This is a genomic window from Burkholderia sp. AU16482, assembly GCF_002223285.1.
Classification (GTDB): Bacteria; Pseudomonadota; Gammaproteobacteria; order Burkholderiales; family Burkholderiaceae; genus Burkholderia; species Burkholderia semiarida.
This window is the reverse complement of record NZ_NKEY01000007.1, coordinates 348,937-375,869: the sequence shown is the minus strand read 5'-3', so window position 1 is coordinate 375,869 and position 26,933 is coordinate 348,937. Positions and strand designations below refer to the sequence as shown.

Genomic DNA, 26,933 nt, shown 5'->3' with positions numbered 1-26,933 from the left:
CAAGGAGTAACGTTATGGAAAGCGCGAAGCAATACGAATATCTGTTCCTCGGCGGCGGCAAGGGCGGAAAATCCCTGGCGATGGACCTCGCCCGAAGCGGCAAGCGCGTCGCCGTCATCGAACGCGGCATGATCGGCGGTTCATGCATCAACGTCGCGTGCATCCCCAGCAAGACGTTGATTCAGAACGCGCGCAACATGCATGCGTGGCGAGCGGCGTCCGCCGACGCGCACCATCTTGCAGACATGGCGCGCGTGCATGCGAACGTCCGTGCAGTCGTCGACGGCATGGTGGATATCAACCGCCGCGCTTTCGAACAGTCGGGCCTCGATCTCGTGATCGGTTCCGGTCGGTTCGTCGCGCCGCGACGCATCCTCGTTCGGGCCGGCGACGGCTCCGAACAGCTGTTCGAAGGCGAGAACGTCTATATCAACACCGGCACCGTGGCGGCGGTTCCCGACGTGCCCGGCCTGCGTGACTCGAGCCCGCTCACACACGTTGAAGCGCTGAACCTCGACGTGCTGCCGAAAAAGCTCATCGTGATCGGCGGCGGCTACATCGGCCTGGAGATGGCCCAGGCGTTTCGGCGCCTCGGCAGCGAGGTCGCACTCATTCACGACGCACCGCGGGTCGCCATTCGCGAGGACGAGGACGTCAGCGTCGAAATCCAGCGCGCGCTCGAGGACGACGGCATCTCGCTGCATCTGTCTGCCCGGATTGCCGGCGTAACCGGGCGGTCGGGTACGGGCGTCACGGTCAAGCTCGACGACGGCACATCGATCGACGGCAGTCATCTACTCGTCGCGGCAGGCCGGCGGCCGGTCACCGACGACATCGGCCTGGATCTGGCAGGCGTCGATCGCGACGAGCGGGGCTTCATCAAGGTCGACGACGCGCTCGCGACCACCGCGGAACGAACGTGGGCGATCGGCGAGGTCGCCGGCACGCCGATGTTCACGCACGCGTCGTTCGACGACTATCGCGTACTGAAGGCCGGTATCGAAGGGCGGGCAGGCAGCACGGCAGCGCGCATCATTCCGTACGCGTTGTTCACCGATCCGGAACTGGGGCGCATCGGCCTGAACGAAGCGGACGCCAAGGCGCGCAACACGCCCGTCATCGTCGCGAAATTGCCGATGGCGGCCGTGCCGAGAGCCCGCACCAACGGAACGACGCGAGGCTTCATGAAGGCACTCGTGGCGCCCGAAACCGGACAGATCCTGGGGTTCACGATGGTCGGCTCGGGGGCGGGCGAAGTGATGTCGGTCGTGCAAATGGCAATGATCGGCAACCTGCCGTACACGTCCGTGCGCGACGCCATCATCGCCCATCCGCTTCTCGCCGAAGGCCTCAATCTGCTCTTCGCCACCATCAAATAAGCGAGTGCTTTTGCCATTTGCCTGGCTTGCCCCACCGAACGCGGGGCCAGCCCGATGCTCGTGCCGCCACGACGCGCTTTGCGTCGCGGCGGCTTTCGCGCTTCCAATTCAGTCGTCGCCGCCACGATAAAAATGCTGACAGCCGCTCTCCTGCGATCGACACTATCCGGTAAAATCTCCGGACGAGTTCGAATCGCGCAACGCCAGCCCGTCATGTGCCGCACGGGCAGTTCCGCGATCGCGGGCCCTGAGAAAAATATGCCTTCGTCAACACCGGCGTCCCGGTCCGGACGCCTCGAGTGAACGATGGGCAAAGTCGCCGTTCTTCCACCTCATCCAGCATTGCCTGCGCCTCGTTACCGACGCGAACGAAGTGCGGGCACGGCCGTGCGTCGTGGAGTGGATACATGAATTGCTGCTGGCATCCGATATCGACGATCACGGGCGTCGATGTCGACACATTTGTGCGGCCTTGCTCGCCGAGCAACGGGGGAACCTCTTGGATCTGAACGCGACGCGCGCATCCGGTCATCCGGTCGATAGCAACGACCCGAACGACGAAGCGCGGGAAAATCGTATTTCGCGGCATCTCGCGCTGCGAATCCTGCCCATTTTCATGTTTGCGTATGTTGCCGCATACGTCGACCGCATCAACGTCAGCTTCGCGAAACTCCAGATGGGGGTCGACCTGGGTTTCACCGATGCGGTGTTCGGATTCGGCGCGGGTACTTTCGCGCTGGGCTACGTGGTGTTCGAAGTTCCGAGCAACATGATCCTGCAGCGGGTGGGCGCCAAGCGATGGCTCACGCGAATCATCCTGTCGTGGGCGATCGTTTCGGCATTGACCACCTTCATCGCGACGCCCAAGCAGTTCTATGTCATGCGCTATCTGCTCGGGGTGGCGGAGGCCGGGCTCGTGCCCGGCATCGTTTATTACATCTCCCAGTCGTTCCCGCGATACCACCGCGCGCGGGTGCTGTCCACCTTCTACGCGGCGCTGCCGCTGTCCGGTCTGATCGGCTCGCCGCTGAGCGGCTTCATCATGGAGTATTTCGACGGAATCGGCGGGCTTTCCGGCTGGAAATGGATGTTGATGGTCGAGGCGCTGCCTGCGTTCGTCGCCGCGCTTCTCTGCTGGAAGTATCTCGAGGACGATGTCACCCAAAGCCGCCACGAGACGGAGGCCGACCGAGCCTACCTCACCCGAACGCTTGCCGAAGATCGTGCTCTCGCCGCTTCGGCGAACAACAACGCGATGTTCGGCAGCTGGATCTTTTGGGTATTCGGGCTGATCTATTTCCTCGACGTCGTCGGCATTTACGGCTACACGCTGTGGGCGCCCACGATGATCAAGTCGCTCGGCGTGGGCAGGGATCTCTTCATCGGATTGATCGCGGCGCTGCCCAACGCGTTCGCGATGATCGTGATGATCACGGCCGGACAAAGCGCGGATCGCCGCCGAGAGCGGCGCGTCCACACCGCCGCACTATTCTTGCTGGCAGCGTTGGGGCTGACACTCGCCCTCGTCTGGCACGGCAATTTGTGGCTTACCGTGATGGCACTGTGCATCGCGAATGCGGGATTGCTTTCTCTTCCCCCGGTGTTTTGGGGAATGCCCACGGCGGTTCTCGGCCCCGGCAACGCCGCCAGCGGCATCGCATGGATCAGCGCGATCGGCAACATCGGCGGCTTTTTCGGCCCCTATGTGGTCGGCGTTCTCAAACAGTCGTCCGGGAGCTTCGCGCTTCCCGTCTCGTGCATGATCGCGTGCCTGTTGCTGGGCTTCTGCCTGACGCTGTCGTTGCCGAAACACATCGTCAACAGATAGCCCCCGGGCCGCGATTCCGGTTCGCTCCGGATCGACAGGGCGATGCGGCCGGATCGCCCCACCGGCGTGTTCCGTTGCGCTGACGCGGCGCGGCGCTCACGCGCGTCGAGATCGGTACTGCTACTCCGCGGTGGGATCCAGCCCCAGCGATTGCGCGCCCAGCACGAATTCGGGCAGGGTTCGCGCGCCCATCTTCCGCATTGCGTGGCCGCGATGGATCTTCACGGTGATTTCGCTCAATCCGAGCTCTGCGGCAATCTGCTTGTTCAGGAGGCCGCTCACGACGTATTTCATCACCTCGCGCTCGCGCGGCGTCAGCGTCTGGTAGCGGCGGCGCACGTCGGCGACACGGCTCTCCGACTTCCGCCGCTTCTCATCCTTCAGCAATGCATTCTGGACGACATCGAGCATGTCCTGGTCGCGAAAGGGCTTGGACAGGAAATCCAGCGCCCCGTTCTTCATCGCCTTCACCGACATCTCGACATCGCCATGAGCCGTAATGAAGATGATCGGCAGCTGCACGTCGCCCGCGACGATCTGCTCCTGCAACGCCAGTCCGCTCTGTCCTTTGAGCCGGACGTCGAGAATCAGACAGCTCGGCACATCGGGCTTGTCGAAATCCAGAAACTCCTGCGCGGAGCCAAAGAGCTCGACACTCAAGCCAACCGAGCGAAACAGCCGGCCGAGCGCCTTGCGCATGGAATCGTCGTCGTCGACAACGTACACGACGGAGTTTGTTGCGATGAGATCGGGACCGTGGCTCATGACTGCGTGATTCCTTCAAGCGGTAGAACGAACTGCATCGATGCCCCCTTGTTTTCTTGCGACTCGGCCCAGATGCGGCCGCCATGCCCCTCAACGATCGAACGGCAAATCGAGAGCCCCATGCCCATGCCCTCCTTCTTGGTGGTGAAGAACGGCGTAAACAACGAATTGACGTCTTCGCCACGAATGCCGGGGCCGGAATCCTCCACGCGTACCTGCACGTTCGCGCCATCGACCAGCCCGGTCGACACGACGAGGGTCCGCTTGCGGTCCGCGACGTCGCTCATCGCCTGAACGGCATTCATCAGGAGGTTGATGATGACCTGCTGCAACTGGACACGATCTCCGCGGACCCAGAGCGACGGCTCGCAGCTTTGCGCGACCTCGACGCCGTGAATCTGAAGCTCGCGGCGCACGAGATCGATCGATTGTTCGACGATGGACGTCACGTCGACGAGCGCGTCGTCCCTGTCTCTGCGCTTGGCCATCGCACGGATCTGCCGGATGATATCCGTCGCCCGTCTCGCGTCGTCGGTCATCTGCTCGACGGAATCCCGCACCTCGACGAGATCTGGCACGTCGTGGTCCAGCCAGCGCAGCCCTGCCTCACCTGACGTGACTATCGCAGCCAGCGGTTGGGTGACTTCATGCGCGATCGAAGCCGCCAGCTCGCCGAGCATCGTTACCCGCGTGACATGCGCGAGCTCCGCGTGCGATCGCTCGAGCGCCTGCTCGGCTTGCCGGCGCGCCTCGATGTCGGTGTTGACGCCGTACCAGCGCAGGATCCGGCCGTCTCCGCCGCGCAAAGGTGCGGCACCGACGATCATGCAACGATACTCGCCGCTGCCGAGCTGGACGCGCGCCGTCACCTCGAACGGGCTTCCCGTGGAAATCGCCTGGCGCCACGCGGCGCGCAACGTCTCGATGTCGTCGGCATGAACGATATCGCGCCATACATCCGTGCCGTCACTGGTCCGCACACCGTAATCCGTCCAGCGCCGATTGAGGTACAGCAAGCGCCCGTCTTCGTCCGTGCTCCAGACCATCGCGGGAATCGCGTCGACGGTGGCCACGAGCTCTTCCTTCTGGCGGCGCAATTCGGCTTCCAGCGATTTCGCCTGAGTGACGTCGCTATCGGTGGAAAGAATGGCGACGGGCAGGCCCGACTTGTCTCGCGACACGATCCATCGGCTGGAAATCACGACGCGCTCGCCGTTCTTGCGAATGCGCGTGAGCTCTCCCTGCCAGTTGCCGTGCGCCACCGTCTTCTCGATCAGGTCGGCAATCGGCAGCGCGGCGCCGGTGCGCGTCAGCTCATGGAACGCTTTCCCGAACGCTTCTTGCGCGCTCCATCCGTATAGGCGCTCCGCGCCTTTGCTCCAGAAGCGGATACGCCCGTCGAGCCCGTACACCACGATCGCGTCGTGGGTCAGATTGAGCAAGTCGACCTGGTTCTGCAGCGTCGCCCTGCTGCTCTGATTGCGCAACGCCAATGCCGAGACCGTCACGATCGCGATGACGCTCACGATACAGCGCGCGAGAGAACTGACGGCTATCTGGTCGCTCTGAGCCAGAAGAAATCCGAGGACCGTCAGGGATACGCATGCCCAGGCCACGCCGACGGTGACCGTTTGGGAGGCGACCGACGCGACCAGCAGCACCACGACGACATACAGAACCGCGACGGCGACGTCGACGGGCGCAAACGCGTCGACAAGGAATACCGCGAGGCCCAACGCAATCGCGACCGCGTATACCGCGGGCTGACTGTTCCGGAGTTGCGCCTGGAGATTGGGCCCGAGCTCGGACGCACGCGCCGCCGCGAGTTCGGCCGGAGCGATGACCGGATCCGCGTATGCGCCGTGGCCGTCACCCGCCTGGCGGTCGTTATTCATAGAGTCACTCGGTAAAGACGGATTTCCGGATCAGGTCCGATTGCTTTCCGAGCCGATCTCCTCCAGGCGCTGCTTGATCTGCGCCGGATCCACCGGTTTGCTGAATACGCAGATCGCGCCAAGCTTCATCGCTTGCTCGCGGGTGGTTTCGGATGGAAAAGCCGTGATGAAGATCACGGGGGGAGCCGGTCCGCGCTCGAGAAGCGCTTCGTACATCTCCAGCCCTGTGATGCCCTTCATCTGGACGTCCGAAATGATACACGCGACGTCCATTATCAAGTCGGCGTCAAGGAACTCCTCGCCGGACTCGTAGACCCTGACCTCCCAGCCGAGCGAACGAACGAGGCTTCGCGTGGCCCTGCGGATGGACCGGTCATCATCGACGATGGAAACAATACCTTGGTTCGGCATACGAGCGGTCCTTGACCTTCAATTCAGTAAAAATATCGAGAACGCGAGCATTTCAGGTCGGCGGCTCGACCGCATCCTATGCCGCCGGCAATCGGCGCGCAAACTATACGTCGGTATGAGTGCCGTCTCGGCCAACACCGTCGTGCGTTGCCCGCGTGTGTCATGCAGTTGCGGCAGTCGCTGCCAGTTGCTGCAGCCCCTTGGGCATGAACCGCGAGTCGTGTCGGCCACTGCCCGCCATCCAGTATGGCGCTGCGTCGCGCCCGCCGTTGATCGCGGGCGTGCCGTCGAAGCTGGCAGTCTCCAGATCGCGAAGCTGGGCTTGAATCCAGTCGATGAACGCCCGTATCGACATCGGCACCTGCCGGCGGTCCGGATAGAGGACAGAAATCGGTAGCGGCGGCGGACCATACTCGTCGAGCACGGTGACGAGCCGCCCTTTTGCGAGCTCTTCCGTCACCATACGCTCGCTGACCTGGGCAATACCGACACCCTCTACCGCATAACGAACCGCCGAACGGACGTCATTGACGGAAATGCGCTCCGCCAGCTTGAGCCGTGTCTCTGCTCCGTCCACGGTGTAGCGGAATTCCCGGGCTGGGCCGAAGCGCCTCGGGGTGTAATGGATGACATCGTGGCAATGAAGGCTATCCGGGTCGGCCGGCGTGCCCCGAACGCGCAGATAGTCCGGACTGGCGACGGTCACCACGTGAAAATTCCCGACGCGCCGGCTACGCAGCGACGAATCCGCGAGTTGTCCGACGACGACGGCGCAGTCCACGCCGTTGGCGATCAGGCCGTCCGCATCCCCGCCGACGTCCACGCGCAAGCCCACCTCGGGGTAACTGGCGTGGAAAGCCGGCACGAGCGGCAAAACCGAATGCGCGACCTCCTGGTCGAGGTCCACCGCCAGCCGCCCACGCGCGATCTTCCCCGCCCCGCTGAGTTGCTGCTGCATATGCTCGATCTCGCCGAGAATGCGCTGGCAGTGCTCCTGATACTGCTCCCCCTCCGTGGTGAGGCGAACACAACGGGTGGACCGCTGAAGCAGCGTGACGCCGAGATGCTCCTCCAATCGACGGACCAGCGTGCTGGCCGACGCTGCACTGATACCGAGCATCTCAGCCGCTGCTGTGAAACTGCCCAGTCGGGCGACGTGACTAAACACTGACATCGCATGCAGAGTACGGTCCATGCTGTTCTCCGGAAATCGTTGCGGTAGAAGGATTAACCGGAAGTCTAGAGAACAGTCGGCCGCGGCAATATCACCTCGTGGGAGTTTGGACCTTATACGATGGTGTTAATAGTCGCACCGCGGGCGCAGCGCGATCGAAGCGTGCGGCTCGCCGTATTGGACGGAATCGCCCGCCTACCCGCCGGTACATAGCGTGACACCGATCCGGACTCTCTGGACGACAGACCGGCGCAGTACCATTACGCTCCGTTGAGCAATGTGCTGATCCGAAATAGCGCCGTTATCAGGCACGCACCTGCCCCGCATTAGTACGCGATCCGAATTACTTGCGGCCGTCGAGCATTCATTGGCGGCACTTTGAAAACGCCAATCTCATGCCGCCCTCCTCGATGAGGGTCCGGACAACACCTCCGAGAAAAATCCATCACCGGATCCGGGTTCTCAAAGCTACGGCCACGATCTCCGTCTCGAGACGCTGGACCTGTTTTCGGCAGAAGATCCTGTCAACTGCGGGCAAGGCGACCTTTTCTGCAAACCTCAACCACAAGCCCTCCACTCCCGCCCAACTCCACCATCCCGCCCCCAATAATCCCCTTGACGCCCTATCTTTCGATATATATCTTTAGATATGTTTTGCGACACATAGGACACGATCATGCGGCACAACCCCTTCCGCGGCCATGCCCGCTGCGACAGTCATGGTACGTATGCCCGCCCCGACGGGTTCGCCGGTCTCTGGTACGCGATCGGCCGCCACCGTCGCGGCGGCCCCGATGCATTCGGCAGCGGTCCGTTCGGTGGCCGCGGCGGGCGCGGCTTCGGCGATTTCGGCGACGACGGCATGCCGCGCGGCCGCCAGTTCAGCTCCGACGATCTCCAACTGCTGCTGCTCGCGCTGCTCGCCGAGCAACCGAGCCACGGCTACGAGCTGATCAAGGCGCTCGACACGCGTTCGAACGGCTTCTACAGCCCAAGCCCCGGCATGGTGTATCCGGCGCTCACGTACCTCGAAGAAGTCGGCTTCGTCGCGTCGCAGGCGGAAGGCAACCGCAAGCGCTATGCGCTGACCGACGCGGGCCGCGCGCACCTCGATACCCAGCGTGAACGCGTCGATACGCTGTTCGCGCGTCTCACGCACCTTGCCCGCAAGATGGAATTCATGCGCCGCGCGTTCGCCGGGGAATCGGCGGGCAACGAAGCGCAGGAGGAATCGCAAGCCGGCTGGCTGCCGGAATTCGTCGAGGCGCGTCTCGCGCTCAAGCGCGCGCTGCTGCACAAGAGCGCCGCCGATACCGACGAACAGCGCCGCATCGCCGCCATCCTGCGCCGCGCGACGGCCGAAATCGAAGGCGGCGCCGGCGCGTGAGCCGCGCCGCCCCGTCACCACCCAAGGAGAACGGATTGATGCAGAACACGTCCGAACGCACCGTCACCCGCGTGCGCCACACCCTCAAGTTCCGCCTGCTGCAGGTGCTGCGCGTGCATGCCGTGACGCCGCACCTGCTGCGTGTCACGCTCGGCGGCCCCGATCTCGCGGACTTCGAATCCGCGTCGTTCGACGATCACGTGAAGGTATTTTTCCCGCCGCCCGGCGCGGAGCGGCCCGCGCTGCCGACGCTCGGCGCGAACGGCCCCGAGTTTCCGGAAGGCGAACCGAAGCCGGTCGCGCGCGACTTCACGCCGCGCCGCTTCGACCGCGCCGCCTGCGAGCTCGATCTGGAATTCGTGCTGAACCATCCGGGCCCGGCATCGCAGTGGGCCGCGCAGGCACGCGTCGGCCAATGGCTCGGCATCGGCGGCCCGCGCGGTTCGTTCGTGGTCCCGACCGATTTCGACTGGCATCTGCTGATCGGCGACGATACGGCGTTGCCCGCCGTCGCGCGGCGTCTCGAGGAATTGCCGGCCGGCGCGCGCGCGGCGGTCGTGCTGGAAGTGGCCGATCGCACCGCGCAGATCTCGTTCGACACGCGCGCCGACGTGCACGAAATCTGGCGCTTCCGCGCCGAAACCGCCGCGGCGAACGGCGACGTGCTGCTCAATGCCGTCCGCGGCCTGCCGCTGCCGTCGTCCGGCGACGGCTACGTATGGGCGGCCGGCGAAGCGTTGTCGATGCGCGCGGTACGCCAGCACCTGACCGGCGAGCGCGGCATCGACAAGTCGCGCATCCGCGCGGCGGCCTACTGGAAGCGCGGCGCGGCGGCCGTGCACGAAACGCTGGAAGACTGACCGGAGACACCGGGTTCGCCGGCGGCCGAAACAATCGTTGCGCCGGCGCAGCGGTGGGCTTGGCACCGGCATCGCGGCTGGTATATATCTGTGTCTGCGCGCCGCTGTCGGGCGACAGCCGCCGCAGCCCGCCCAGGAGCGCCCGGTCATGACAAAAGAAAGCCACGCTTCGCCTTTCCTTCGCCACCTGAAGATCGCCGGTTATTGCGGCCTCGCCGCGGTAGTCCTTGCGTTGTTCGTCGCGATGTGCGCGATCCTGAAGGAAAGCGCCCTCGACCGCGATGCCGCCCGGCATCCGGCCGATACGCCCGAACTGCGCGACGGCGGCGGCGGCCCGTCCGCGTCGGCCGAATCGGCCCGCACGTCCGACTCGCCCGGCTGACGGCAGCCCGGGCGTTTCCTTCCGCTTACGGCGCCTGCCGGCGCCCCATCACGACGGCATGCACCGAATCGCCGAGCCGTTCGAGCAGCGCGGTCACACGTTGCCCGTACAGGTGCGCGGCCAGTGCGCCGGCCGTGCCGACCAGCACGCCGCCCGCCATGTCGAGCGGCCAGTGCACGCCCGCATAGACGCGCCCCCATGCGATCGCCACGGCCATCGCGGCCATCACGAAGCCGGTCACCCGCGTCGTGCCGCCGAGCAGCAGGCCAACCGCCATGCTCCACGCGAACGTCATGTGATCGCTCGGGAACGAGCTGTCCGGCGCGTGCGGAATCAGTTGCGTGCCGACGCCCGCCATGAACGGGCGCGGCGAGAACCAGCCATGCCCGAGTACCTGCGCGAGCGCAAGCGCCACGCAAACGCCGACCCCGGCCTCGATCGCCTGACGCCGCGCGGGGCGCGCGCCGAAGATCCAGGTCAGCAGCAGCATCGCGGGCAGCGCATAAACGAGCCAGTCGGCGGCGAAGATCGCGAGGCGGGCAATGCCCGGGTGCGGTGCACTCCCGACGTTGATGGCGGAAAAGAGGGCGAGATTGACGTTCTGCATGAATCGGGTTGCGTGGGGCGTAAAAAGATCGGCCGGTTGCCCGGTCGGATACGAACGATGCCAGGGCGTGGCCGCTCGAGCGGTACCTGATGCGGCCGCCGCCCGGACAAGGCCCGCGCGGCGAACGCACTTAGAGCCTGCACTGCAACACAAGTTCACACAATTGTCATATTCTGGCGCCACCGTCTCCCGTAAAAGCTCACCGCGATTCCCGTAAAGGCTCACCTTTTCACGTCATGGCGTCATCGGCGCGTGCGACCATCGCCCCAACCAGCGTGCCGTCCCGGCCGTTTGCATCGTTCATCTCAATATTGACGCCGCAAATTATTCGAAATCGGCAACAATTAATTCCAGATGCGGCATCGCACAACGGCAACGCACAGGCATACGATTACGACCACTCATCCACGAAGCGATCAACAACAAGGAGTCCGCATGAAACCCAGCGATGTCCGATCGAAAGCGTTTGCGATGCCGTTGACCAGCCCTGCGTTCCCGATGGGCCCGTACCGTTTCGTCGATCGTGAGTTCCTGATCATCACGTACCGCACCGATCCGGACCGCCTCCGTGAAATCGTCCCCGAGCCGCTGCAGGTCACCGAGCCGCTCGTGCAGTACGAATTCATCCGCATGGCCGATTCCACCGGTTTCGGCGATTACACCGAGAGCGGCCAGGTGATTCCGGTCGAGTACAACGGCCAGCGGGGCGGCTATACGTTGGCGATGTATCTCGACGATCACCCGCCGATCGCCGGCGGCCGCGAGCTGTGGGGCTTCCCGAAGAAGCTCGCGTCGCCCACGCTGCACGTGAACACCGATCACCTCCTCGGCACACTCGATTACGGCAAGGTGCGCGTCGCGACCGGCACGATGGGCTACAAGCACAAGGAACTCGACATCGACGAGCAGGCAAAGCGGCTCGCCGGCCCCAATTTCCTGCTGAAGATCATTCCGCACGTCGACGGCACCGCGCGCGTGTGCGAACTGGTGCGCTATTACATGCAGGACATCAAGATGAAGGGCGCATGGACGGGTCCCGCATCGCTCGAGCTGGCGCCGCACGCGCTCGCGCCGGTGGCCGATCTGCCCGTGCTCGAGATCGTCGAGGCCCGCCACATCGTCGCGGATTTGACGCTGGGCCTCGGCGAAGTCGTCTACGATTACCTGGGCCAGTAACGCGTCCGCAGTCCCTTCTCCCTGTCAATCCTTTCACCACGGGAATTCGAACATGAGCAACCTGAATGGCAAGACCGCAGTCGTCACGGGCGCCGCGAGCGGCATCGGCAAGGAAATCGCGCTCGAGCTCGCCAAGGCGGGCGCGGCCGTCGCGATCGCCGACCTGAACCAGGACGGCGCGAACGCGGTCGCCGACGAGATCGTCAAGGCAGGCGGCAAGGCGATCGGCGTCGCGATGGACGTGACCAACGAGGAAGCGGTGAATAGCGGCATCGACAAGGTCGCCGCGACGTTCGGCTCGGTGGACATCCTCGTGTCGAACGCGGGCATCCAGATCGTCAACCCGATCGAGAACTACTCGTTCGCCGACTGGAAGAAGATGCAGGCGATCCACGTGGACGGCGCATTCCTGACGACGAAGGCCGCGCTCAAGCACATGTACAAGGACGATCGCGGCGGCGTCGTGATCTACATGGGCTCGGTGCATTCGCACGAAGCGTCGCCGCTGAAGTCGGCGTACGTGACGGCCAAGCACGGGCTGCTGGGTCTCGCGCGCGTGCTGGCGAAGGAAGGCGCGAAGCACAACGTGCGCTCGCACGTCGTGTGTCCGGGCTTCGTGCGCACGCCGCTGGTCGACAAGCAGATTCCGGAGCAGGCGAAGGAGCTCGGCATCAGCGAAGAGGACGTGATCAAGAAGGTGATGCTCGGCAACACGGTCGACGGCGTGTTCACGACGGTGCAGGACGTCGCGCAGACGGTGCTGTTCCTGTCGGCGTTCCCGAGCGCCGCGCTCACGGGCCAGTCGTTCATCGTCAGCCACGGCTGGTTCATGCAATGAAGCCGCACGCCCGCACCGAAAAGCAGGCCGTGGATGCGGCGGACCTGCACCACGAAGCCGGCGCGCCGGCCGCCGCGCGGTCGCTGCCGTACGAAACGATCGCGCTCGTCCTGCAGGGCGGCGGCGCGCTGGGCGCGTATCAGGCCGGCGTATTCGAAGGACTGCACGAGGCGGGCATCCCGCTCGACTGGATCGCGGGCATCTCGATCGGCGCGCTCAACACCGCGCTGATCGCCGGCAATGCGCCCGAGCACCGCGTCGAGCGCCTGCGTGAATTCTGGGAAACGATCTGCCAGCCGGCGTTCTTTCCGACGATTCCGGCCGCGTTCGAATTCGCGCTGTTCAACAGCATCGATCAGATCCGGACGTTCTTCACCGCGTCGCAGGCCGCCAGCGCGATGATGCAGGGCCAGCAGGGCTTCTTCGTGCCGCGCTTTCCGCCGCCGCTGCCGGGCGTGTCCGACCATCCTGAGAAAATCAGCTGGTACGACACGTCGGCGCTGCGCACGACGCTGCTGAAACTGTGCGATTTCGACCGGATCAACTCGAGCGAGACGCGCGTGTCGGTCGGCGCGGTCAACGTCGGCACCGGCAACTTCGTGTACTTCGACAACTCGCGCATCCGTCTCGCGCCCGAGCATTTCATGGCGTCCGGTGCGTTGCCGCCCGCGTTCCCGCCCGTCGAGATCGACGGCGAGTATTACTGGGACGGCGGTGTCGTGTCGAACACGCCGCTGATGGAAGTGCTCCGCGCGCATCCGCGCCGCGACACGCTCGCGTTCCAGGTCGATCTGTGGAGCGCACGCGGGCCGCTGCCGCGCACGATGGCCGACGTCGCCGAGCGCACGAAGGACGTGCAGTATTCGAGCCGCACGCGTTTCGTCACCGACACGCTGCAGCGCGAACAGCGCTACCGCAACGTGCTGCGCCACGTGCTCGAACAGGTGCCGGAAGCGCAGCGCAAGAACGACCCGTGGTGCGTCGAGGCCGAAGCGATGTCGAGCGGGAAGAAGTACAACATCCAGCACCTGATCTATCAGCAGAAGGCGTACGAGCATCACTACAAGGACTATCAGTTCGGTCTGTCGACGATGCGCGACCACTGGTCCGCGGGTCTCGACGACATCCGCAAGACGCTCGCGGTGAAGGACGGCCTCGCGCTGCCCGTCAACGACGCGGGCTTCGTCACGCACGACATTCACCGCCGCCGGTAATGCCGTGTACGACGGGCCGGTGCGCCGCGTGCGCCGGCCCGTCCTCCTTTCCGATTCGACATGCCGATTTTCATTGCGCTATTCGCGCTCATCGCCCTGGGCTGGGGCGCCGTTCATCTGTTTCACGTCATCGCCGCGCAGTTCGGCCAGCCGGTCGCGATCGCGGCCGCCGTGCTGGCCGCCGCGCTCCTGATCGCGCTGATCGCGTGGTGGCTCAAGCGCCGCCGCGACATCGCGCCGAACACGAAGGAAGAAGGCTGGACGCACGTCGTGCATCGCGCGTGGGGCGAGTTGCGCGTGTCCGCGACGCAAGGGCTGCTGTGGCTCTCGCGTGACGGCGCGGACGGCCGCTATACGCTGTCGCAACTCGACGGTTGCGAGGCCGCGCCGATCGACGGCCGCTGGCATCTCGTCGTGCGCGTGCGCGACGCCGTGCACGGCGAATGGAGGCTGCCGATGATGGACAAGCGCGATGCGCGGCGCTGGGCGCGCGTGCTCACGCTGGCGAAAGACAACCGGCTCTGAACGCGTGCGGGCCGCGCGGCCGGCACGGGCCAGCCGCTCGACGGCCCGCTATCGCGCACCGAGCGCCCACAGCGCATCGAGCACGTGCTGCGTCGCCCGTTCGACCGAGCCCGCCCGATGCGCGATGCCCAACTCGCGCCACAACGCCGGCCGTAGCGGCCGCATGACGATGCGCGCATCCGGCAGCGGGGCCCCGGCCTCGTGCGGCAGCAGCGTCGCGCCGTAACCTGCGGCGACCAGGCTCTTGATCGCATCGTTGTAGTTGAGTTCGATCCGCGGCTCGGGCCGGTGGCCGGCGAGCGCGAACCATTCGGCCGTGAGCCGCGACAGGCGCGTCGTCGCATCGTTGAGAATCAGCGGCCGCGCGGCCAGATACGCCGGCGTCACCCGGGCCGGAAGCGGCCAGTCCGCAGGCAGGAAAGCCATCACCGGGTCTCGACGCCATGGGCGGATCGACAGCCCCGCGACCGGCGCCTGCGGCAGCGCGACCAGCCCGACATCGAGCGTGCCTTGTGCAATGCGCGCCAGCGTGTCCTGCGACGTGAGCACCGCGATCTGCACGTCGATATCCGGATGCCGCGCGCGCAATCCGGCCACCGCCTGCGGCAACAGATGCGCGATCGCACCCGTCGATGCGCCGAGGCGGACACGCCCCGTCAACCCCTGCACCTGTCGCTGCACGTCGTCCAGCGTGGCTTCGACTTCCGCCAGCAGACGCCGCGCCCGCTCCACCAGCACTTCGCCGATCGCCGACGGGCGCACGTTGCCGCGCGTGCGCGACAGCAGCGGCGCGCCGACGCGGCTTTCCAGCTCGGCGACATGCAGGCTGACGGTCGGCGGCGCGAGATGAAGCCATTGCGCCGCCGCCACGAACGATCCGTGATCCGCGATCGCGACCAGCGTACGCAGACGGTCCAGACTGATCTCGCGCATCACACACCTCTTGTTCAGGAAAGCTGAATCGGACGGTCAGTAAATTCAACTTTTCCTATTCTAGACGTTCGGTGGACGATACGGCTTCCCCCGACGATCGAACGCGACGCACACGACCATCATGAGCCTCCCCATTGTCTTCATCGACGGCGACCAGGGCACGACCGGGTTGCAGATCCACGCGCGGCTGCGCGACCGCACCGACGTGCAGCTGCTCACGCTTCCCGCCGCCGAACGCAAGGACGCGGCGCGGCGTGCCGACGCGCTCAACGCGTGCGATATCGCGATCCTGTGCCTGCCCGACGCGGCCGCGCGCGAAGCGGTCGGCTTCATCCGCAACCCGGCGGTACGCGTGATCGATGCGAGTTCGGCCCATCGCACGCAGCCCGACTGGGTCTACGGCTTTCCCGAGATGGCCGACGGACATGCACGGCACATCGCTCATGCGAAGCGCGTGACCAATCCCGGCTGTTACCCGACAGGCGCGATCGGCCTGCTTCGTCCGCTGTTGCAGGCAGGCCTGCTGCCGCGCGACTACCCGGTGAGCATCCACGCGGTGTCCGGTTACTCGGGCGGCGGGAGGGCCGCCGTCGACGCATTCGAATCGGGCGACGCCGCCGCCAACGCGTTGCCGCTGCAGGTCTACGGCCTCGCGCTCGAGCACAAGCACGTGCCCGAGATCCGTCAGCATGCGGGGCTCGCGCACCGCCCGTTCTTCGTGCCGGCCTACGGTGCCTATCGGCAAGGCATCGTGCTCACCATCCCGATCGAGCTGCGCCTGCTTCCGGCCGGCGTGACGGGCGAGCGCCTGCATGCGTGTCTCGCGCATCACTACGCGGATGCGCATTACGTCGACGTGATGCCGCTCGCGGACGCACGCGCGGCAACGCATCTCGACCCGCAAGCGCTGAACGGCACCAACGACCTGCGGCTCGGCGTGTTCGTCAACGAAGATCGTGGCCAGGTGCTGCTGTCCGCCGTGTTCGACAATCTCGGCAAAGGGGCATCCGGTGCCGCCGTGCAGAATCTCGACTTGATGCTCGGTGCGCGACACGCGGCGTGACGCTCCCGCGGGCATCGTCGACGGTGCCTGCGCACGTCTCCCGCAAAAGCTCACCTTTAGCGGGTTTCAGGCCGCATCGTCACCCGCGGCCGCATTCAGGCCGGCCAGCGTCTCCACCAGAAAATCCACGCACACACGCACCTTCGCCGATGCCGCGACGCGTTCCGGATACACGGCCCAGATGTTCGCGGGCTGGATCGCGTCCGGCAGCACGCGGCACAACGCGCCGCGTTCGATCAGCGGCCCGGCTTCCCAGATCGAGCGCAGCACGATGCCGCGCCCGGCCAGCGCCCACTGCACGGCCACCTCGCCATGGTTCGTCGACAGCGCACCGCCGACCTTCACCGTGGCCGTCTCGCCGCGCACGTTCAGCCGCCATACGCCGAACGGATGGTCGCGCTCCTTGATCGCGAGACAATCGTGCGACGCGAGATCCGCGAGCGAGCGCGGCGTCCCGCGGCGCGCGAGATAGTCGGGCGACGCGCACAGCACGCGGTAATTCGCGGCGAGTCGGCGCGCGATCAGATGATCGGCGATGTCGTCGCCGATGCGCACGTCGAGGTCGTAGCCTTCGCCGGCCACATCGACGAGCCGGTCGAACAGATCGAGCCGCACGTTCAGTTGCGGATAGCGCGCGCTGAAGTCGAGCAGCGCCGGCGCGACGACGTGCCGGCCGAAGCCGAAGCTGCTCGACATGCGCAGCGTGCCGCGCGGCACCGTGCGCGTGGTCGACACGTCCTCGACGAGATGATCGACGTCGTCGAGAATTTTTTCCGCACGCGCGAACACGCGCTCGCCGGCCTCGGTCACCGTCATGCGGCGCGTCGAGCGATGCAGCAGGCGCGTGCCGAGCTGCGCCTCGAGCATCGCGATGCGCTTGCTGACATACGCGGGCGACACCGCGAGCTGCTCGGCGGCCGCGCTGAAGCTCATCAGTCGGACAACCAGGCTGAACACGCGCAGGTCGTCGAGGTTCGGCGATTTATTCACGATTCGTGGAAAGTCGATTAACTTTTGCGTGATTTTAATCCAGATTGAAACAAATAGAATGACGTGACGGGCCGCTGCCTTCCCGGCAGCCGGCCGAACAGCCAAGGAGATTTGCATGACCGACAGGACTTACAGGATCGCCGTGATCCCCGGCGACGGCATCGGCCGCGAAGTGATGCCCGAGGGCCGGCGCGTGCTCGACGCCGTGACCGCGCGCTTCGGCATCCGCTTCGACTTCGTCGAGATCGACTGGGCGAGCTGCGACTACTACGCGCAGCACGGCACGATGATGCCGGACGACTGGAAGGCCCAACTGTCGGGCGTCGACGCGATCCTGTTCGGCGCGGTCGGCTGGCCCGCGACCGTGCCCGATCACATTTCGCTGTGGGGCTCGCTGCTGAAGTTCCGCCGCGAATTCGACCAGTACATCAACCTGCGGCCCGCGCGCCTGTTCGACGGCGTGCCGTCGCCGCTCGCCGGCCGCCGCGCGGGCGACATCGATTTCATGATCGTGCGCGAGAACACCGAGGGCGAATATTCGTCGGTTGGCGGCACGATGTTCGAAGGCACCGAGCGCGAAGTCGTGATGCAGCAGTCGATCTTCACGCGGCACGGCACCGAGCGCGTGCTGAAATTCGCGTTCGAGCTCGCGCAGCGGCGCGCGAAGCGCGTCACCGTCGCGACGAAAAGCAACGGCATCGCGATCAGCATGCCGTGGTGGGATGCGCGCGCGGCCGAGATGGCCGAACGCTATCCGGAGATCGCGGTCGACAAGCAGCACATCGACATCCTGTGCGCGCGCTTCGTGCTGCAGCCGGACCGCTTCGACGTCGTCGTCGCGTCGAACCTGTTCGGCGACATCCTGTCGGATCTCGGCCCGGCGTGTACGGGCACGATCGGCATCGCGCCGTCGGCGAACCTGAACCCGGACCGCACGTTCCCGTCGCTGTTCGAGCCGGTGCACGGCTCGGCGCCCGACATCGCGGGGCAATACATCGCGAATCCGGTCGCGATGATCTGGTCGGCGGCGATGATGCTCGACTTCCTCGGCAACGGCACGGGCCGCGAACGCGACGCGCACGATGCGATCGTCGCCGCGATCGAGGACGTGCTGCGCACGGGGCCGCATACGCGCGATCTCGGCGGCAAGGCGGGCACGCAGGAAGTGGGCGAGGCAATCGCCGCGCGGGTTGCGGGTTGACGGTCATGCCCGGCGCTCGCGCCGGGCGGCGTCGCGTGAATCCGGCTGCGGTGAGCGACACGCGATACGGTTGCGCACTTGTGCGGACTCCGTCGATGCGTCGGCAGTCAAATCGAGCGGTGAGCAACGACGCATCGCAACGCGCACTGCTTGCACAGTTTGTCGTTGAAAACCGAAGTCGATCCGACCGGTGAGTTGCACGCCGCTCTCGCACACACCGATCATCAACACACGATCGCATCGACGCGATTGGTGAGATGCCTCACGCGGTGAAGCACACCGCCGCACGTCGCCACATACGCCGCCTCACCGGGCGCAACGCCGCGTCGACCTGTTCGAGGCACACAGCTCGACGCGACATTTCACCTCGTCCCGAAAAATCTCACCTTCAGCGGACGGCTCCCGAATTTCCTCACCATTGAACCCCGGTGATGCGTTCGCCGGTCCGTTTAACGCGTGCTCGCATCACAGCCCGAGGTCGGACAACCCCGGATGATCGTCGGGGCGACGGCCGAGCGGCCAGTGATAAAGACGGTCCGCCTCGCGAATCGGCAGATCGTTGATGCTCGCGTGACGATGCGCCATCAGGCCGTTTTCATCGAACTCCCAGTTCTCGTTGCCGTACGAACGGAACCAGTTGCCTGCATCGTCATGCCACTCGTACGCGAAGCGCACCGCGATGCGATTGCCGTCGAACGCCCACAGCTCCTTGATCAGCCGATAGTCGAGTTCGCGCGCCCACTTGCGCTGCAGCAGCCCGACGATCTCGTCGCGGCCCGTCACGAATTCCGCGCGATTGCGCCAGCGGCTTTGCGGCGTATAGGCGAGCGACACGCGTTGCGGGTCGCGCGTGTTCCATGCGTCCTCGGCGGCGCGCACTTTCTGGCGCGCCGTTTCGAGCGTGAAGGGCGGAACGGGCGGACGAACTTCGGGGGAAGCGGACATGGGTTGCTCCTGTTCAGGGTGACGGCCGCGAACGCACGCGGCCGGTTCGGATTCGCTGCGCCGGCTACCGCGATACGGTATCGAGCAGCAGTTCAGCCGTCGCGCGCGCATCGCGCGCGGCGTTTGCATCGCCACTGACGAGCGCCACGCCAATCGCGCCGTCGATCAACACGAGCCACTGACGCGCGATGCGCGCGAGCCCGCGGCGCTCGATGCCGGTTTCGTCGGCATAGGCGTCGAAGCGCTCGCGCACGAACGCCAGCAGGCGTGCCTTGTGCATACAGGCGACGACGCGCACGGGATCCTCGGCGTCGGGTATCTCGCCCGACGCATTCAGGAACGCGCAGCCGTGAAAGTCGGGCTGCCCGAACCAGTCGCGCAGCACGTCGAACATGCCGAGCAGTTGCGCGCGCGGCGTCTTGCCCCGCGCCAGCGTGGCGTCGACGAACCAGCGCATCCAGCGCTCGTCGCGACGTTCGAGCGCGGCGACCACCAGCGCCTCTTTCGATTCGAAATGCGAATAAAAGCTCTTTCGCGCCGCGCCGGATCGCTTGACGATCGCATCGACACCAGTTGCGTGGATGCCGCCCGAATAGATCAGCGCTTCGGCCGCGTCCAGCAGCCGCTCGCGAACGCCCGGTTCGCCGGAGGAGTCGAGAAGTGGGTTCATGGGTTTACGGTAGAACGATCGTTCTACCTTGTCAATATCCGGATGAAAAAGCCCTGTCGGCGGGAGGGCTGAATCGTGCCCGAAGCGCTGGCTCGTCGGGGTGAGCCTTCCGTTCGAGCCGTGCGGATGGGAAGGTGAACGGATCAGGTAGGGGTCGGCGCACCGATCGATGTCGATAACGCCGCGTATCAGTGAGTCGCAACGCAGCGTGCGGCTCACGGCGGACGTGCCGGGTCGGTACGATCTCGCATACGGTCGCGAGCGAACCCTCGCACGCCAGGCGAAGCGGGGAAGCGCGTGGAAGAGGAGAAACGGGCGCCGAATGCTATGGCGGGGAGAAGCGAAGCAGTTGCCGACAGGTGACGCGAGCCTGCTATTGCGCATCACCTATGCGCGATCGTGTGATGATTCGGCGCACGAACACGGCTCCCGAAAAATCTCACCTCAAGCGTTCAATCGTGCGTCCGCGGCGCGACGGTGCGTGTGTGCAAACGAAAACGGGGCAGCCGGCAAACGTGCCGCGCCGCCCCGTCTCTCGACACCCGACTCAGACCGTCCAGTCGAGAATCACCTTGCCGCTTTCGCCGGACAGCATCGCGGCGAAGCCTTGCTCGTAATCGTCGGCCGCGAAGCGATGCGTGATGATCGGCGACAGGTCGAGGCCGCTCTGCAGCATCGCGACCATCTTGTACCAGGTCTCGAACATCTCGCGGCCGTAGATGCCCTTGATCTCGAGCCCCTTGAAGATCACCTGGTTCCAGTCGATCGCCGTCTGCGCGGGCGGGATGCCGAGCAGCGCGACCTTGCCGCCGTGGTTCATCGCCTCGAGCAGGCTCGTGAACGCGCTCGGCACACCGGACATCTCGAGACCGACGTCGAAGCCTTCGGTCATGTGCAGGTCGGCCATCACGTCGCGCAGCGACTCGCGCGCGACGTTGACCGCGCGCGTCGCGCCCATCTTGCGCGCGAGTTCCAGCCGATAGTCGTTGATGTCGGTGATGACGACGTTGCGTGCGCCGACGTGCTTCGCGATCGCGACGGCCATGATGCCGATCGGCCCCGCGCCGGTGATCAGCACGTCTTCGCCGACCAGGTTGAACGACAGCGCCGTGTGCGTCGCGTTGCCGAACGGATCGAAGATCGACGCGAGATCGTCGGAGATTTCCGGCGGAATCTTGAACGCGTTGAACGCCGGAATCGCCAGGTATTCGGCGAATGCGCCTTCGCGGTTCACGCCGACGCCCACCGTGTTGCGGCACAGATGCCGGCGCCCGGCGCGACAGTTGCGGCAGAAACCGCACGTGATGTGGCCTTCGCCGGACACGCGATCGCCGATCGCGAAGCCGCGCACTTCCTGCCCCATCTCGACGATCTCGCCGACGTATTCGTGGCCGACGTGCATCGGCACCGGAATCGTCTTCTGCGCCCAGTCGTCCCACTTCCAGATATGGATGTCGGTGCCGCAGATCGCCGTGCGGCGGATCTTGATCAGCACGTCGTTGTGGCCGACTTCGGGACGCTTCACGCGCGTGAGCGTGAGGCCGGGGCCGCGTTCGAGCTTTGCCAGTGCTTTCATGGTCGCGCCTCCGTCAGATGATGCCGAGCGACTTGCCGACGCGCACGAACGCGGCGACCGTCTGGTCGATCTGCTCGGGCGTATGCGCGGCGCTCATCTGCGTGCGGATGCGCGCACGGCCGCGCGGCACGACGGGGAACGAGAAGCCGATCACGTAGACGCCTTCGCCGAGCAGCCTGTCGGCCATGTTCGTCGCGAGCTGCGCGTCGCCGAGCATCACCGGGATGATCGGATGCGCGCCGGGCACGAGCGTGAAGCCGGCTTCGGTCATCTGCTTGCGGAACCGCGCGCCGTTCTCGCGCACGCGCTCGCGCAGCTTCGCGCCTTCGTCGCTGCCGAGCAGTTCCAGCACCTTCAGCGACGCCGCGGCGATGCTCGGCGTGAGCGTGTTCGAGAACAGATACGGACGCGAGCGCTGGCGTAGCAGCTCGATCACCTCGCGACGCGCGGCGACATAGCCGCCCGACGCCCCGCCGAGCGCCTTGCCGAGCGTGCCCGTGATGATGTCGACGCGGCCTTCGACGCCGCAGTGCTCGGGCGTGCCGCGGCCATGCGTGCCGATGAAGCCCACCGCATGCGAATCGTCGACCATCACGAGCGCGCCGTATCGATCGGCGAGATCGCAGATGCCCTTCAGGTCGGCGATGATGCCGTCCATCGAGAACACGCCGTCGGTCGCGATCAGCTTGTGGCGGGCGCCCGCGGCGTCGGCTTCCTTCAGCTTCGCCTCGAGGTCGGAAAGATCGTTGTTCTTGTAGCGAAAACGCTTCGCCTTGCAGAGGCGGATACCGTCGATGATGCTCGCGTGGTTCAGCTCGTCGCTGATCACCGCGTCGTTCTCGTCGAGCAGCGTCTCGAACAGCCCGCCATTCGCGTCGAAGCAGCTCGAATAGAGGATGCTGTCCTCGGTGCCGAGAAACGCGGCCAGCGCGCTTTCCAGTTGCTTGTGCACGGTTTGCGTGCCGCAGATGAAGCGCACCGATGCCATGCCGAAACCGTCCTGGTCGAGGCCGGCCTTCGCCGCGTCGACCAGGCGCGGATCGTTCGCCAGGCCCAGATAGTTGTTCGCGCAGAAATTGAGCACGCCGGCACCGCCGGCGAGCCGCACGGCTGCCGCCTGGGGACTCGCGATCTCGCGCTCGGTCTTGTAAAAACCGTCCGCGCGGATCTGGTCGAGCGTCCCGCGCACCTGGGCGAGAAAGGCATCACGCATCGCAAAGCTCCTGACAGGGTTTCGCATTCCGCAGCGCACCGCTCGTGGCGGCGCAACGGCCTGCTACTGTTATAGTCGGTCGTTCGGTTGACCGCATTTATCCGATATTCCGAACTAGAATTCGAAATATCGAACAACTCTAAGCGAACGGAATTCAAATGGCAAGTTCCCCCGGATCGCGGCGCACGCCTGCCGGCGCCGCCCCGCAACCGCCGGCCGCGACCCCGCCGCGCGTGGGCGAGCAAATCCAGCGGCTGCGCAACGAGCGCAAGCTGACGCTCGACGACCTCTCGCGCGCAGCCGGCGTATCGAAATCGATGCTCTCCGAGATCGAACGCGACAAGGCCAACCCGACGATCGCGGTCGCGTGGCGGCTGACGAACGCGCTCGGCATCACGCTCGATGAACTGTTCTCGCAGCCGAAGGCGCCCGACACGATTCGCGTGGACGGCCCGCACGACATTCCGACGCTCGCCGGCCACGACGGCCGGTACCAGTTGCGCGTATGGGGCCCGATCGATCTCGCCGGCAAGTTCGAGTGGTACGAGCTGACGCTGCCGGGCGGCGGCGCACTGGTATCGAACGCGCACGAACCGGGCACGCGCGAGCATCTCACCGTGCTGCACGGCGCGATGGAAATCGAAGCCGCCGCGGCCAGCCGACGCCTGAAGGCGGGCGACACCGCTCGCTATCCGGCCGACGAGCCGCATGCGATCCGCAACGCCGGCAAGACCGAAGCGCGGGCCTTGTTGATCGTGATCCATCGCTGACGGCGCGTATAGTCGGCCAAAAGGCAGATCGCAGGCCAGTTGCGGAAAACACTGTATGTTTGTACAGTATACGGACATTCCGCCATGCATGGGCCGGAGCCGGCGCACCGAGGCGCCCGCCCCGGTCGACAGGAGCCTGCAATGACAGAAGAACAAGATTTGGCCGCGCTCAGCTTCAAGGCTGCCGCGCACGACCTCGAACTGATCGTTCGCCATATCGCCGCGCGCTACATCCGTCAGCGCGTACCGCTGACATGGCGCCTGCTGCACGCGATCGAAGCCGAAGCGCTCGCCGATCTCGGCTTTGCGAGCCGGCACGACGCCGGCATGCGGCAACTGTTCGAACGACCGTCCGACATGACGTTTCCCGAAACGGACGATCCAATCGACTTCGGGCGCTCGAACGCGCTGCCCGCGGTCTTTTCATTCGCCGTTCTCGCGTACGAAGCCGCAGCAACCACGCACGACACCGCACGGCCCGTGCGCGCTCACCGCCCGTCCAAGGCGTGGGGCGACTGATGGCCGAGCCCCGGCCGCGATGCATGGCGGCCGGTTCACCCGCGTGCTGCCCGATACGTTGCGAAAAGGGCTACGATATACGCAACTAACGGAATTAACACCATGTCCCTTCCCGCCTCTCCCAACACCGCCGCGCGTGTGGAAGAAAAGGATCTGTTCGACCGCGACGCATCGGACTGGGTCGTCTCTCCCGAAGCCGCTTTCGACGCGTGGCTCGCGATGCAGGACTATCGCCGCTCGTCGGCCGATGTCTATCGCGCGCAATGGGGCGCGTTTCTCGCGTGGATGCGTGCGCATCAAAAGAATCTGGCCACGGTCGATACGCCGACCATCGCGAACTTCGTCGGCGAGTTGCCGATCAAGAAGACACAGCGGATGCGCTATTTAAGGCTGATCGAGCGTGTGCTCGACCATATCCGCCGCACCGAATACGCATCGACCAATCCCGCCCGTTTCATTGCTCAGGATGGCGAAGCGAACTGGCGCAAGGCCCGCGACAACGAACCGACCGGCTTCCTCACACCGGCGGAACGCGCGACGTTGCTCGCGTATCTGTTTTCGCCGATCGGCGTATCGGGCGCCGCGTACTGGAAGGAGCGTCGCGACCGCGCGCTCGTTGCCGCGTTTCTCGGCGCCGGCATCAAAACCGGGGAAGCGCGCGCGCTTACGATTAGTTGCATCAATACGAGCGGCACGTCGCTGCGGATCGAGTCGACGCATCCCGATTACGCGCGCGAAACCCATCTCGCCTCGTTCGCGATCGCATTGCTCGAAGCCTGGCTCACCGAACGCAAACGCCAGGAGATTCCGGGAGAACTCGTGTTCCCCGCGTCGCATGCCGGGCGGCCGATGCACAAGGCAACGATGCTGCGCGCGATCGACGCGATCGTCGAATCGGCCGGGCTCACGTCGTCACGCACCGCGCGCGCAAGCCCGCAAACATTGCGCAATACGTACGCGGCCGAACTGTTCGAGCACGACGTCCCGCCCGAGCGGGTCGGCAAATGGCTGGGCTTCATGCGGCCGATCTCGTCGAATCGCCTGCATCGCGCATGGAAAAACTGGCGCGACGGGCTGGCCGACGACAACGGTGACGCGTCCGACCGCGACGAAACTCACTGATCGGGAAACGGCTGCTCACGCAAAACGATCCGTGAGCAGCCTTGCGTGGCGCAGCCTCACCGTTTCACAGCTCCCGAAAAACCTCACCTCAAGTCTCCCGGATATTCTCACCTGTGCGGTGTCGCCGGCTTCCGGGTCAAGTCTGCGCGAAACGCGCGGCGGCTTCGAAACGGGACGGCCATGGGCCCGAAGCGTGCTCGCATTCGGGGCACGCGACTTCAAAGCCGTCGTCACCGTGTGACAGTTCCGGCTCGCCGTCGCAATGCGGGCACCGGGCCGGCGCCGGAATCTCGTGATCCAGCGAGGTGCCGATCGCGGCATACGCGTTCGCATCGAGTTGTCCGGCATCGGCCAGGCGCCGGAGCAGCGCGGCGATTTCCGGATTCATCCCGCGGTTCGCGCGCAACGCGTTCGCGTCGCGCATCGCGCGGTCCAGTTCGTCGCTCTGGGTACGCAACTGTTCTTCGAGCCGGTCGGCGCGCGCCTTGGCCGAGCTCAATTGCTGCAGGAAATCGAACTCCTTGCGCTGAACGTCGCGCAACCCGCTCTGGTAGGTCGACGCCATGCTGCGCAACGCGTCCAGTTCGACCAGCATCGGCTTGACGCGGCGTTCGGCTTCGGCCACCGCATCCTTGATTTGCTGCGCATAGTGCTCGGTGCGCTGCTGCAATTCGGCTTGCAACGCATCGATGCGGTCGCGCAACGCGGCATTCTGGGCCTGTTCGGCATCGAGGCGGCCGGCAGCCGCGGCCAGTTCCTTTTCCAGTCGGGCGACTGTGGTGAGCAACGTTGCTTCGCTTGCCGAACCGTGCGTGGTCTGCGACGCAAGCTGGACCTCGAGTTCGGTCACCCGCGCCTGCAATTGCTCGTTTCTCGCTTCGCCGCGCGCGAGCGCTTCTTCAAGCGTTTCCTGGCGGACGGTTGCGTCACGCAACCGCTGTTCGGCCGCGGCCACATCGGCGCGAACCTGCTCGCGGTCGCCGTCGAGGCTGTCGCGCGCCGCTTTCAACGCCTCTTCATAAAGTGCGCCCAGCAATGCGCCGGCCTTTTCCTCGACGGCCTTCGGGATCGCCGCGCCGTCGAGCCTGATCTTGGAGGCGGAACGGATGCGCTCCCAAAAGTGATCGATGTCTTTCGGGATGTCGCTGGCGCTGCCGGTCTGGGTGAGATCGCGCACGTTGGCGGCCGACGGCCGGATGCCGAGATCGAAAAACAGGCGCTTGCACGCATGCAGCGACAATTCCTGACGCCGTGCACCGCTTGCGCGCAGCGATTCCAGTTCTTCCCGAATGACTTGACGCATTTCGTCCAGGGTCATGACAACACTCGCAGGCAATGAAGTGTTGCAATCATAACGAAACACGTATTTTTTGATACTTATTTCGACGGTCCGTTGTGAATTTACGTCGTTTTGCACCGAAATCAGCGCTGCGAACGCGTTTGGCCGAAGGTGGCCTCGGATTCCGTGAAACAAAGCGAAGAAAATCATC

26 protein-coding genes are annotated in these 26,933 nt (G+C 65.3%); 14 read left to right on the top strand and 12 right to left on the bottom strand.

What is annotated here, in order from left to right; genetic code table 11:
- The first annotated feature begins 14 nt into the window (after window positions 1-14).
- Entirely contained in the window at window positions 15-1,379 is a 1,365-nt protein-coding gene (locus CFB35_RS28650; RefSeq protein WP_089465887.1) for an FAD-dependent oxidoreductase, read from the top strand.
- Between the two features lie 499 nt (window positions 1,380-1,878).
- The gene (locus CFB35_RS28645; RefSeq protein ID WP_089465886.1) at window positions 1,879-3,207 is read left to right on the top strand and encodes an MFS transporter; all 1,329 of its coding nucleotides are present in this window, start codon (window positions 1,879-1,881) and stop codon (window positions 3,205-3,207) included.
- A 120-nt stretch (window positions 3,208-3,327) separates the two neighbouring features.
- Here CFB35_RS28645 and CFB35_RS28640 read toward each other — a convergent pair whose 3' ends face one another.
- From CFB35_RS28640 to CFB35_RS28625, 4 genes are all read right to left on the bottom strand, one after another.
- A complete protein-coding gene (locus CFB35_RS28640) occupies window positions 3,328-3,972 on the bottom strand; it encodes a response regulator transcription factor (protein ID WP_059581405.1) in 645 nt (214 codons plus the stop codon).
- Window positions 3,969-5,867 carry a PAS domain-containing sensor histidine kinase gene (locus tag CFB35_RS28635; RefSeq protein WP_059581408.1) on the bottom strand — a complete coding sequence of 633 codons (1,899 nt, stop codon included), beginning with the start codon at window positions 5,865-5,867 and terminating at the stop codon, window positions 3,969-3,971. Before CFB35_RS28635 ends, CFB35_RS28640 begins: the two co-directional genes overlap by 4 nt.
- A gap of 30 nt (window positions 5,868-5,897) precedes the next feature.
- The gene (locus tag CFB35_RS28630) at window positions 5,898-6,278 is read right to left on the bottom strand and encodes a response regulator transcription factor (protein ID WP_059581410.1); all 381 of its coding nucleotides are present in this window, start codon (window positions 6,276-6,278) and stop codon (window positions 5,898-5,900) included.
- Window positions 6,279-6,438: 160 nt separating this feature from the next.
- On the bottom strand, window positions 6,439-7,473 hold the full coding sequence (locus CFB35_RS28625; RefSeq protein ID WP_059581413.1) for a LysR family transcriptional regulator: 1,035 nt from the start codon (window positions 7,471-7,473) through the stop codon (window positions 6,439-6,441).
- Between the two features lie 655 nt (window positions 7,474-8,128).
- Between CFB35_RS28625 and CFB35_RS28620 the strand changes: the two genes are divergently transcribed.
- From CFB35_RS28620 to CFB35_RS28610, 3 genes are all read left to right on the top strand, one after another.
- A complete protein-coding gene (locus CFB35_RS28620) occupies window positions 8,129-8,839 on the top strand; it encodes a PadR family transcriptional regulator (RefSeq protein WP_059581415.1) in 711 nt (236 codons plus the stop codon).
- Between the two features lie 38 nt (window positions 8,840-8,877).
- Window positions 8,878-9,699, top strand: coding sequence for a siderophore-interacting protein (locus CFB35_RS28615; protein WP_059581418.1), 822 nt, complete (start codon window positions 8,878-8,880; stop codon window positions 9,697-9,699).
- Between the two features lie 148 nt (window positions 9,700-9,847).
- Entirely contained in the window at window positions 9,848-10,081 is a 234-nt protein-coding gene (locus tag CFB35_RS28610) for a hypothetical protein (protein WP_059581420.1), read from the top strand.
- A 25-nt stretch (window positions 10,082-10,106) separates the two neighbouring features.
- On the opposite strand, the gene CFB35_RS28605 is transcribed toward CFB35_RS28610, so the two are convergent.
- Complete coding sequence (locus CFB35_RS28605; protein ID WP_059581423.1) at window positions 10,107-10,688, bottom strand: undecaprenyl-diphosphatase; 582 nt, start codon at window positions 10,686-10,688, stop codon at window positions 10,107-10,109.
- 435 nt (window positions 10,689-11,123) lie between these two features.
- On the opposite strand from CFB35_RS28605, the gene CFB35_RS28595 reads away from it, so the two are divergent.
- Genes CFB35_RS28595 through CFB35_RS28580 form a run of 4 tightly spaced genes read left to right on the top strand, consistent with a single transcriptional unit; the run spans window position 11,124 to window position 14,441 of the window.
- Entirely contained in the window at window positions 11,124-11,864 is a 741-nt protein-coding gene (locus CFB35_RS28595; RefSeq protein ID WP_059581426.1) for an acetoacetate decarboxylase, read from the top strand.
- Between the two features lie 52 nt (window positions 11,865-11,916).
- The gene (locus CFB35_RS28590; RefSeq protein ID WP_089465885.1) at window positions 11,917-12,702 is read left to right on the top strand and encodes a 3-hydroxybutyrate dehydrogenase; all 786 of its coding nucleotides are present in this window, start codon (window positions 11,917-11,919) and stop codon (window positions 12,700-12,702) included.
- Window positions 12,699-13,916, top strand: a complete 1,218-nt coding sequence (locus CFB35_RS28585; RefSeq protein WP_059581433.1) for a patatin-like phospholipase family protein — start codon at window positions 12,699-12,701, stop codon at window positions 13,914-13,916. Before CFB35_RS28590 ends, CFB35_RS28585 begins: the two co-directional genes overlap by 4 nt.
- Window positions 13,917-13,976: 60 nt before the next feature.
- Entirely contained in the window at window positions 13,977-14,441 is a 465-nt protein-coding gene (locus CFB35_RS28580) for a hypothetical protein (RefSeq protein ID WP_060317653.1), read from the top strand.
- Between the two features lie 48 nt (window positions 14,442-14,489).
- On the opposite strand, the gene CFB35_RS28575 is transcribed toward CFB35_RS28580, so the two are convergent.
- Complete coding sequence (locus CFB35_RS28575) at window positions 14,490-15,374, bottom strand: LysR family transcriptional regulator (RefSeq protein WP_059581438.1); 885 nt, start codon at window positions 15,372-15,374, stop codon at window positions 14,490-14,492.
- Between the two features lie 121 nt (window positions 15,375-15,495).
- Here CFB35_RS28575 and argC point away from each other — a divergent pair, with 121 nt between their 5' ends.
- The gene (argC, locus tag CFB35_RS28570) at window positions 15,496-16,437 is read left to right on the top strand and encodes an N-acetyl-gamma-glutamyl-phosphate reductase (RefSeq protein ID WP_089465884.1); all 942 of its coding nucleotides are present in this window, start codon (window positions 15,496-15,498) and stop codon (window positions 16,435-16,437) included.
- Window positions 16,438-16,503: 66 nt separating this feature from the next.
- On the opposite strand, the gene CFB35_RS28565 is transcribed toward argC, so the two are convergent.
- A complete protein-coding gene (locus CFB35_RS28565) occupies window positions 16,504-17,427 on the bottom strand; it encodes a LysR substrate-binding domain-containing protein (protein WP_059581443.1) in 924 nt (307 codons plus the stop codon).
- A gap of 115 nt (window positions 17,428-17,542) precedes the next feature.
- Between CFB35_RS28565 and CFB35_RS28560 the strand changes: the two genes are divergently transcribed.
- Complete coding sequence (locus CFB35_RS28560; protein WP_059581446.1) at window positions 17,543-18,628, top strand: tartrate dehydrogenase; 1,086 nt, start codon at window positions 17,543-17,545, stop codon at window positions 18,626-18,628.
- A 465-nt stretch (window positions 18,629-19,093) separates the two neighbouring features.
- On the opposite strand, the gene CFB35_RS28550 is transcribed toward CFB35_RS28560, so the two are convergent.
- From CFB35_RS28550 to CFB35_RS28530, 4 genes are all read right to left on the bottom strand, one after another.
- Complete coding sequence (locus tag CFB35_RS28550; RefSeq protein WP_059581450.1) at window positions 19,094-19,573, bottom strand: nuclear transport factor 2 family protein; 480 nt, start codon at window positions 19,571-19,573, stop codon at window positions 19,094-19,096.
- A 64-nt stretch (window positions 19,574-19,637) separates the two neighbouring features.
- Window positions 19,638-20,243 carry a TetR/AcrR family transcriptional regulator gene (locus tag CFB35_RS28545; protein WP_059581453.1) on the bottom strand — a complete coding sequence of 202 codons (606 nt, stop codon included), beginning with the start codon at window positions 20,241-20,243 and terminating at the stop codon, window positions 19,638-19,640.
- 547 nt (window positions 20,244-20,790) lie between these two features.
- Window positions 20,791-21,819 (bottom strand): L-threonine 3-dehydrogenase, encoded by a 1,029-nt coding sequence (gene tdh, locus CFB35_RS28535; protein ID WP_006480187.1) that lies wholly within the window; start codon window positions 21,817-21,819, stop codon window positions 20,791-20,793.
- A 13-nt stretch (window positions 21,820-21,832) separates the two neighbouring features.
- Window positions 21,833-23,032 carry a glycine C-acetyltransferase gene (locus CFB35_RS28530; protein ID WP_059581457.1) on the bottom strand — a complete coding sequence of 400 codons (1,200 nt, stop codon included), beginning with the start codon at window positions 23,030-23,032 and terminating at the stop codon, window positions 21,833-21,835.
- Between the two features lie 158 nt (window positions 23,033-23,190).
- Between CFB35_RS28530 and CFB35_RS28525 the strand changes: the two genes are divergently transcribed.
- The 3 genes from CFB35_RS28525 to CFB35_RS28515 all read left to right on the top strand — a co-directional run bounded on the left by CFB35_RS28525 (window position 23,191) and on the right by CFB35_RS28515 (window position 25,443).
- Window positions 23,191-23,802 (top strand): helix-turn-helix domain-containing protein, encoded by a 612-nt coding sequence (locus CFB35_RS28525; protein ID WP_059581459.1) that lies wholly within the window; start codon window positions 23,191-23,193, stop codon window positions 23,800-23,802.
- A 141-nt stretch (window positions 23,803-23,943) separates the two neighbouring features.
- Window positions 23,944-24,321 carry a DUF2471 family protein gene (locus CFB35_RS28520; RefSeq protein ID WP_059581462.1) on the top strand — a complete coding sequence of 126 codons (378 nt, stop codon included), beginning with the start codon at window positions 23,944-23,946 and terminating at the stop codon, window positions 24,319-24,321.
- Window positions 24,322-24,423: 102 nt separating this feature from the next.
- The gene (locus CFB35_RS28515; protein ID WP_060011156.1) at window positions 24,424-25,443 is read left to right on the top strand and encodes a tyrosine-type recombinase/integrase; all 1,020 of its coding nucleotides are present in this window, start codon (window positions 24,424-24,426) and stop codon (window positions 25,441-25,443) included.
- Between the two features lie 136 nt (window positions 25,444-25,579).
- Here CFB35_RS28515 and CFB35_RS28510 read toward each other — a convergent pair whose 3' ends face one another.
- On the bottom strand, window positions 25,580-26,761 hold the full coding sequence (locus CFB35_RS28510) for a DNA-binding protein (protein WP_059581468.1): 1,182 nt from the start codon (window positions 26,759-26,761) through the stop codon (window positions 25,580-25,582).
- Window positions 26,762-26,933 lie beyond the last annotated feature (172 nt).

Excerpts from the sequence above, each read along its gene's own strand:
- CFB35_RS28640 (WP_059581405.1), bottom strand. The coding sequence starts at position 3,972 with ATGAGCCACGGTCCCGATCTCATCGCAACAAACTCCGTCGTGTACGTT.
- argC (WP_089465884.1), top strand. The coding sequence starts at position 15,496 with ATGAGCCTCCCCATTGTCTTCATCGACGGCGACCAGGGCACGACCGGG.
- CFB35_RS28620 (WP_059581415.1), top strand. The coding sequence starts at position 8,129 with ATGCGGCACAACCCCTTCCGCGGCCATGCCCGCTGCGACAGTCATGGT.
- CFB35_RS28625 (WP_059581413.1), bottom strand. The coding sequence starts at position 7,473 with ATGGACCGTACTCTGCATGCGATGTCAGTGTTTAGTCACGTCGCCCGA.
- CFB35_RS28515 (WP_060011156.1), top strand. The coding sequence starts at position 24,424 with ATGTCCCTTCCCGCCTCTCCCAACACCGCCGCGCGTGTGGAAGAAAAG.
- CFB35_RS28545 (WP_059581453.1), bottom strand. The coding sequence starts at position 20,243 with ATGAACCCACTTCTCGACTCCTCCGGCGAACCGGGCGTTCGCGAGCGG.
- CFB35_RS28525 (WP_059581459.1), top strand. The coding sequence starts at position 23,191 with ATGGCAAGTTCCCCCGGATCGCGGCGCACGCCTGCCGGCGCCGCCCCG.
- tdh (WP_006480187.1), bottom strand. The coding sequence starts at position 21,819 with ATGAAAGCACTGGCAAAGCTCGAACGCGGCCCCGGCCTCACGCTCACG.
- CFB35_RS28585 (WP_059581433.1), top strand. The coding sequence starts at position 12,699 with ATGAAGCCGCACGCCCGCACCGAAAAGCAGGCCGTGGATGCGGCGGAC.
- CFB35_RS28605 (WP_059581423.1), bottom strand. The coding sequence starts at position 10,688 with ATGCAGAACGTCAATCTCGCCCTCTTTTCCGCCATCAACGTCGGGAGT.
- CFB35_RS28650 (WP_089465887.1), top strand. The coding sequence starts at position 15 with ATGGAAAGCGCGAAGCAATACGAATATCTGTTCCTCGGCGGCGGCAAG.
- CFB35_RS28630 (WP_059581410.1), bottom strand. The coding sequence starts at position 6,278 with ATGCCGAACCAAGGTATTGTTTCCATCGTCGATGATGACCGGTCCATC.
- CFB35_RS28530 (WP_059581457.1), bottom strand. The coding sequence starts at position 23,032 with ATGCGTGATGCCTTTCTCGCCCAGGTGCGCGGGACGCTCGACCAGATC.
- CFB35_RS28590 (WP_089465885.1), top strand. The coding sequence starts at position 11,917 with ATGAGCAACCTGAATGGCAAGACCGCAGTCGTCACGGGCGCCGCGAGC.
- CFB35_RS28635 (WP_059581408.1), bottom strand. The coding sequence starts at position 5,867 with ATGAATAACGACCGCCAGGCGGGTGACGGCCACGGCGCATACGCGGAT.
- CFB35_RS28560 (WP_059581446.1), top strand. The coding sequence starts at position 17,543 with ATGACCGACAGGACTTACAGGATCGCCGTGATCCCCGGCGACGGCATC.
- CFB35_RS28520 (WP_059581462.1), top strand. The coding sequence starts at position 23,944 with ATGACAGAAGAACAAGATTTGGCCGCGCTCAGCTTCAAGGCTGCCGCG.
- CFB35_RS28510 (WP_059581468.1), bottom strand. The coding sequence starts at position 26,761 with ATGACCCTGGACGAAATGCGTCAAGTCATTCGGGAAGAACTGGAATCG.
- CFB35_RS28575 (WP_059581438.1), bottom strand. The coding sequence starts at position 15,374 with ATGCGCGAGATCAGTCTGGACCGTCTGCGTACGCTGGTCGCGATCGCG.
- CFB35_RS28550 (WP_059581450.1), bottom strand. The coding sequence starts at position 19,573 with ATGTCCGCTTCCCCCGAAGTTCGTCCGCCCGTTCCGCCCTTCACGCTC.
- CFB35_RS28580 (WP_060317653.1), top strand. The coding sequence starts at position 13,977 with ATGCCGATTTTCATTGCGCTATTCGCGCTCATCGCCCTGGGCTGGGGC.
- CFB35_RS28610 (WP_059581420.1), top strand. The coding sequence starts at position 9,848 with ATGACAAAAGAAAGCCACGCTTCGCCTTTCCTTCGCCACCTGAAGATC.
- CFB35_RS28595 (WP_059581426.1), top strand. The coding sequence starts at position 11,124 with ATGAAACCCAGCGATGTCCGATCGAAAGCGTTTGCGATGCCGTTGACC.
- CFB35_RS28615 (WP_059581418.1), top strand. The coding sequence starts at position 8,878 with ATGCAGAACACGTCCGAACGCACCGTCACCCGCGTGCGCCACACCCTC.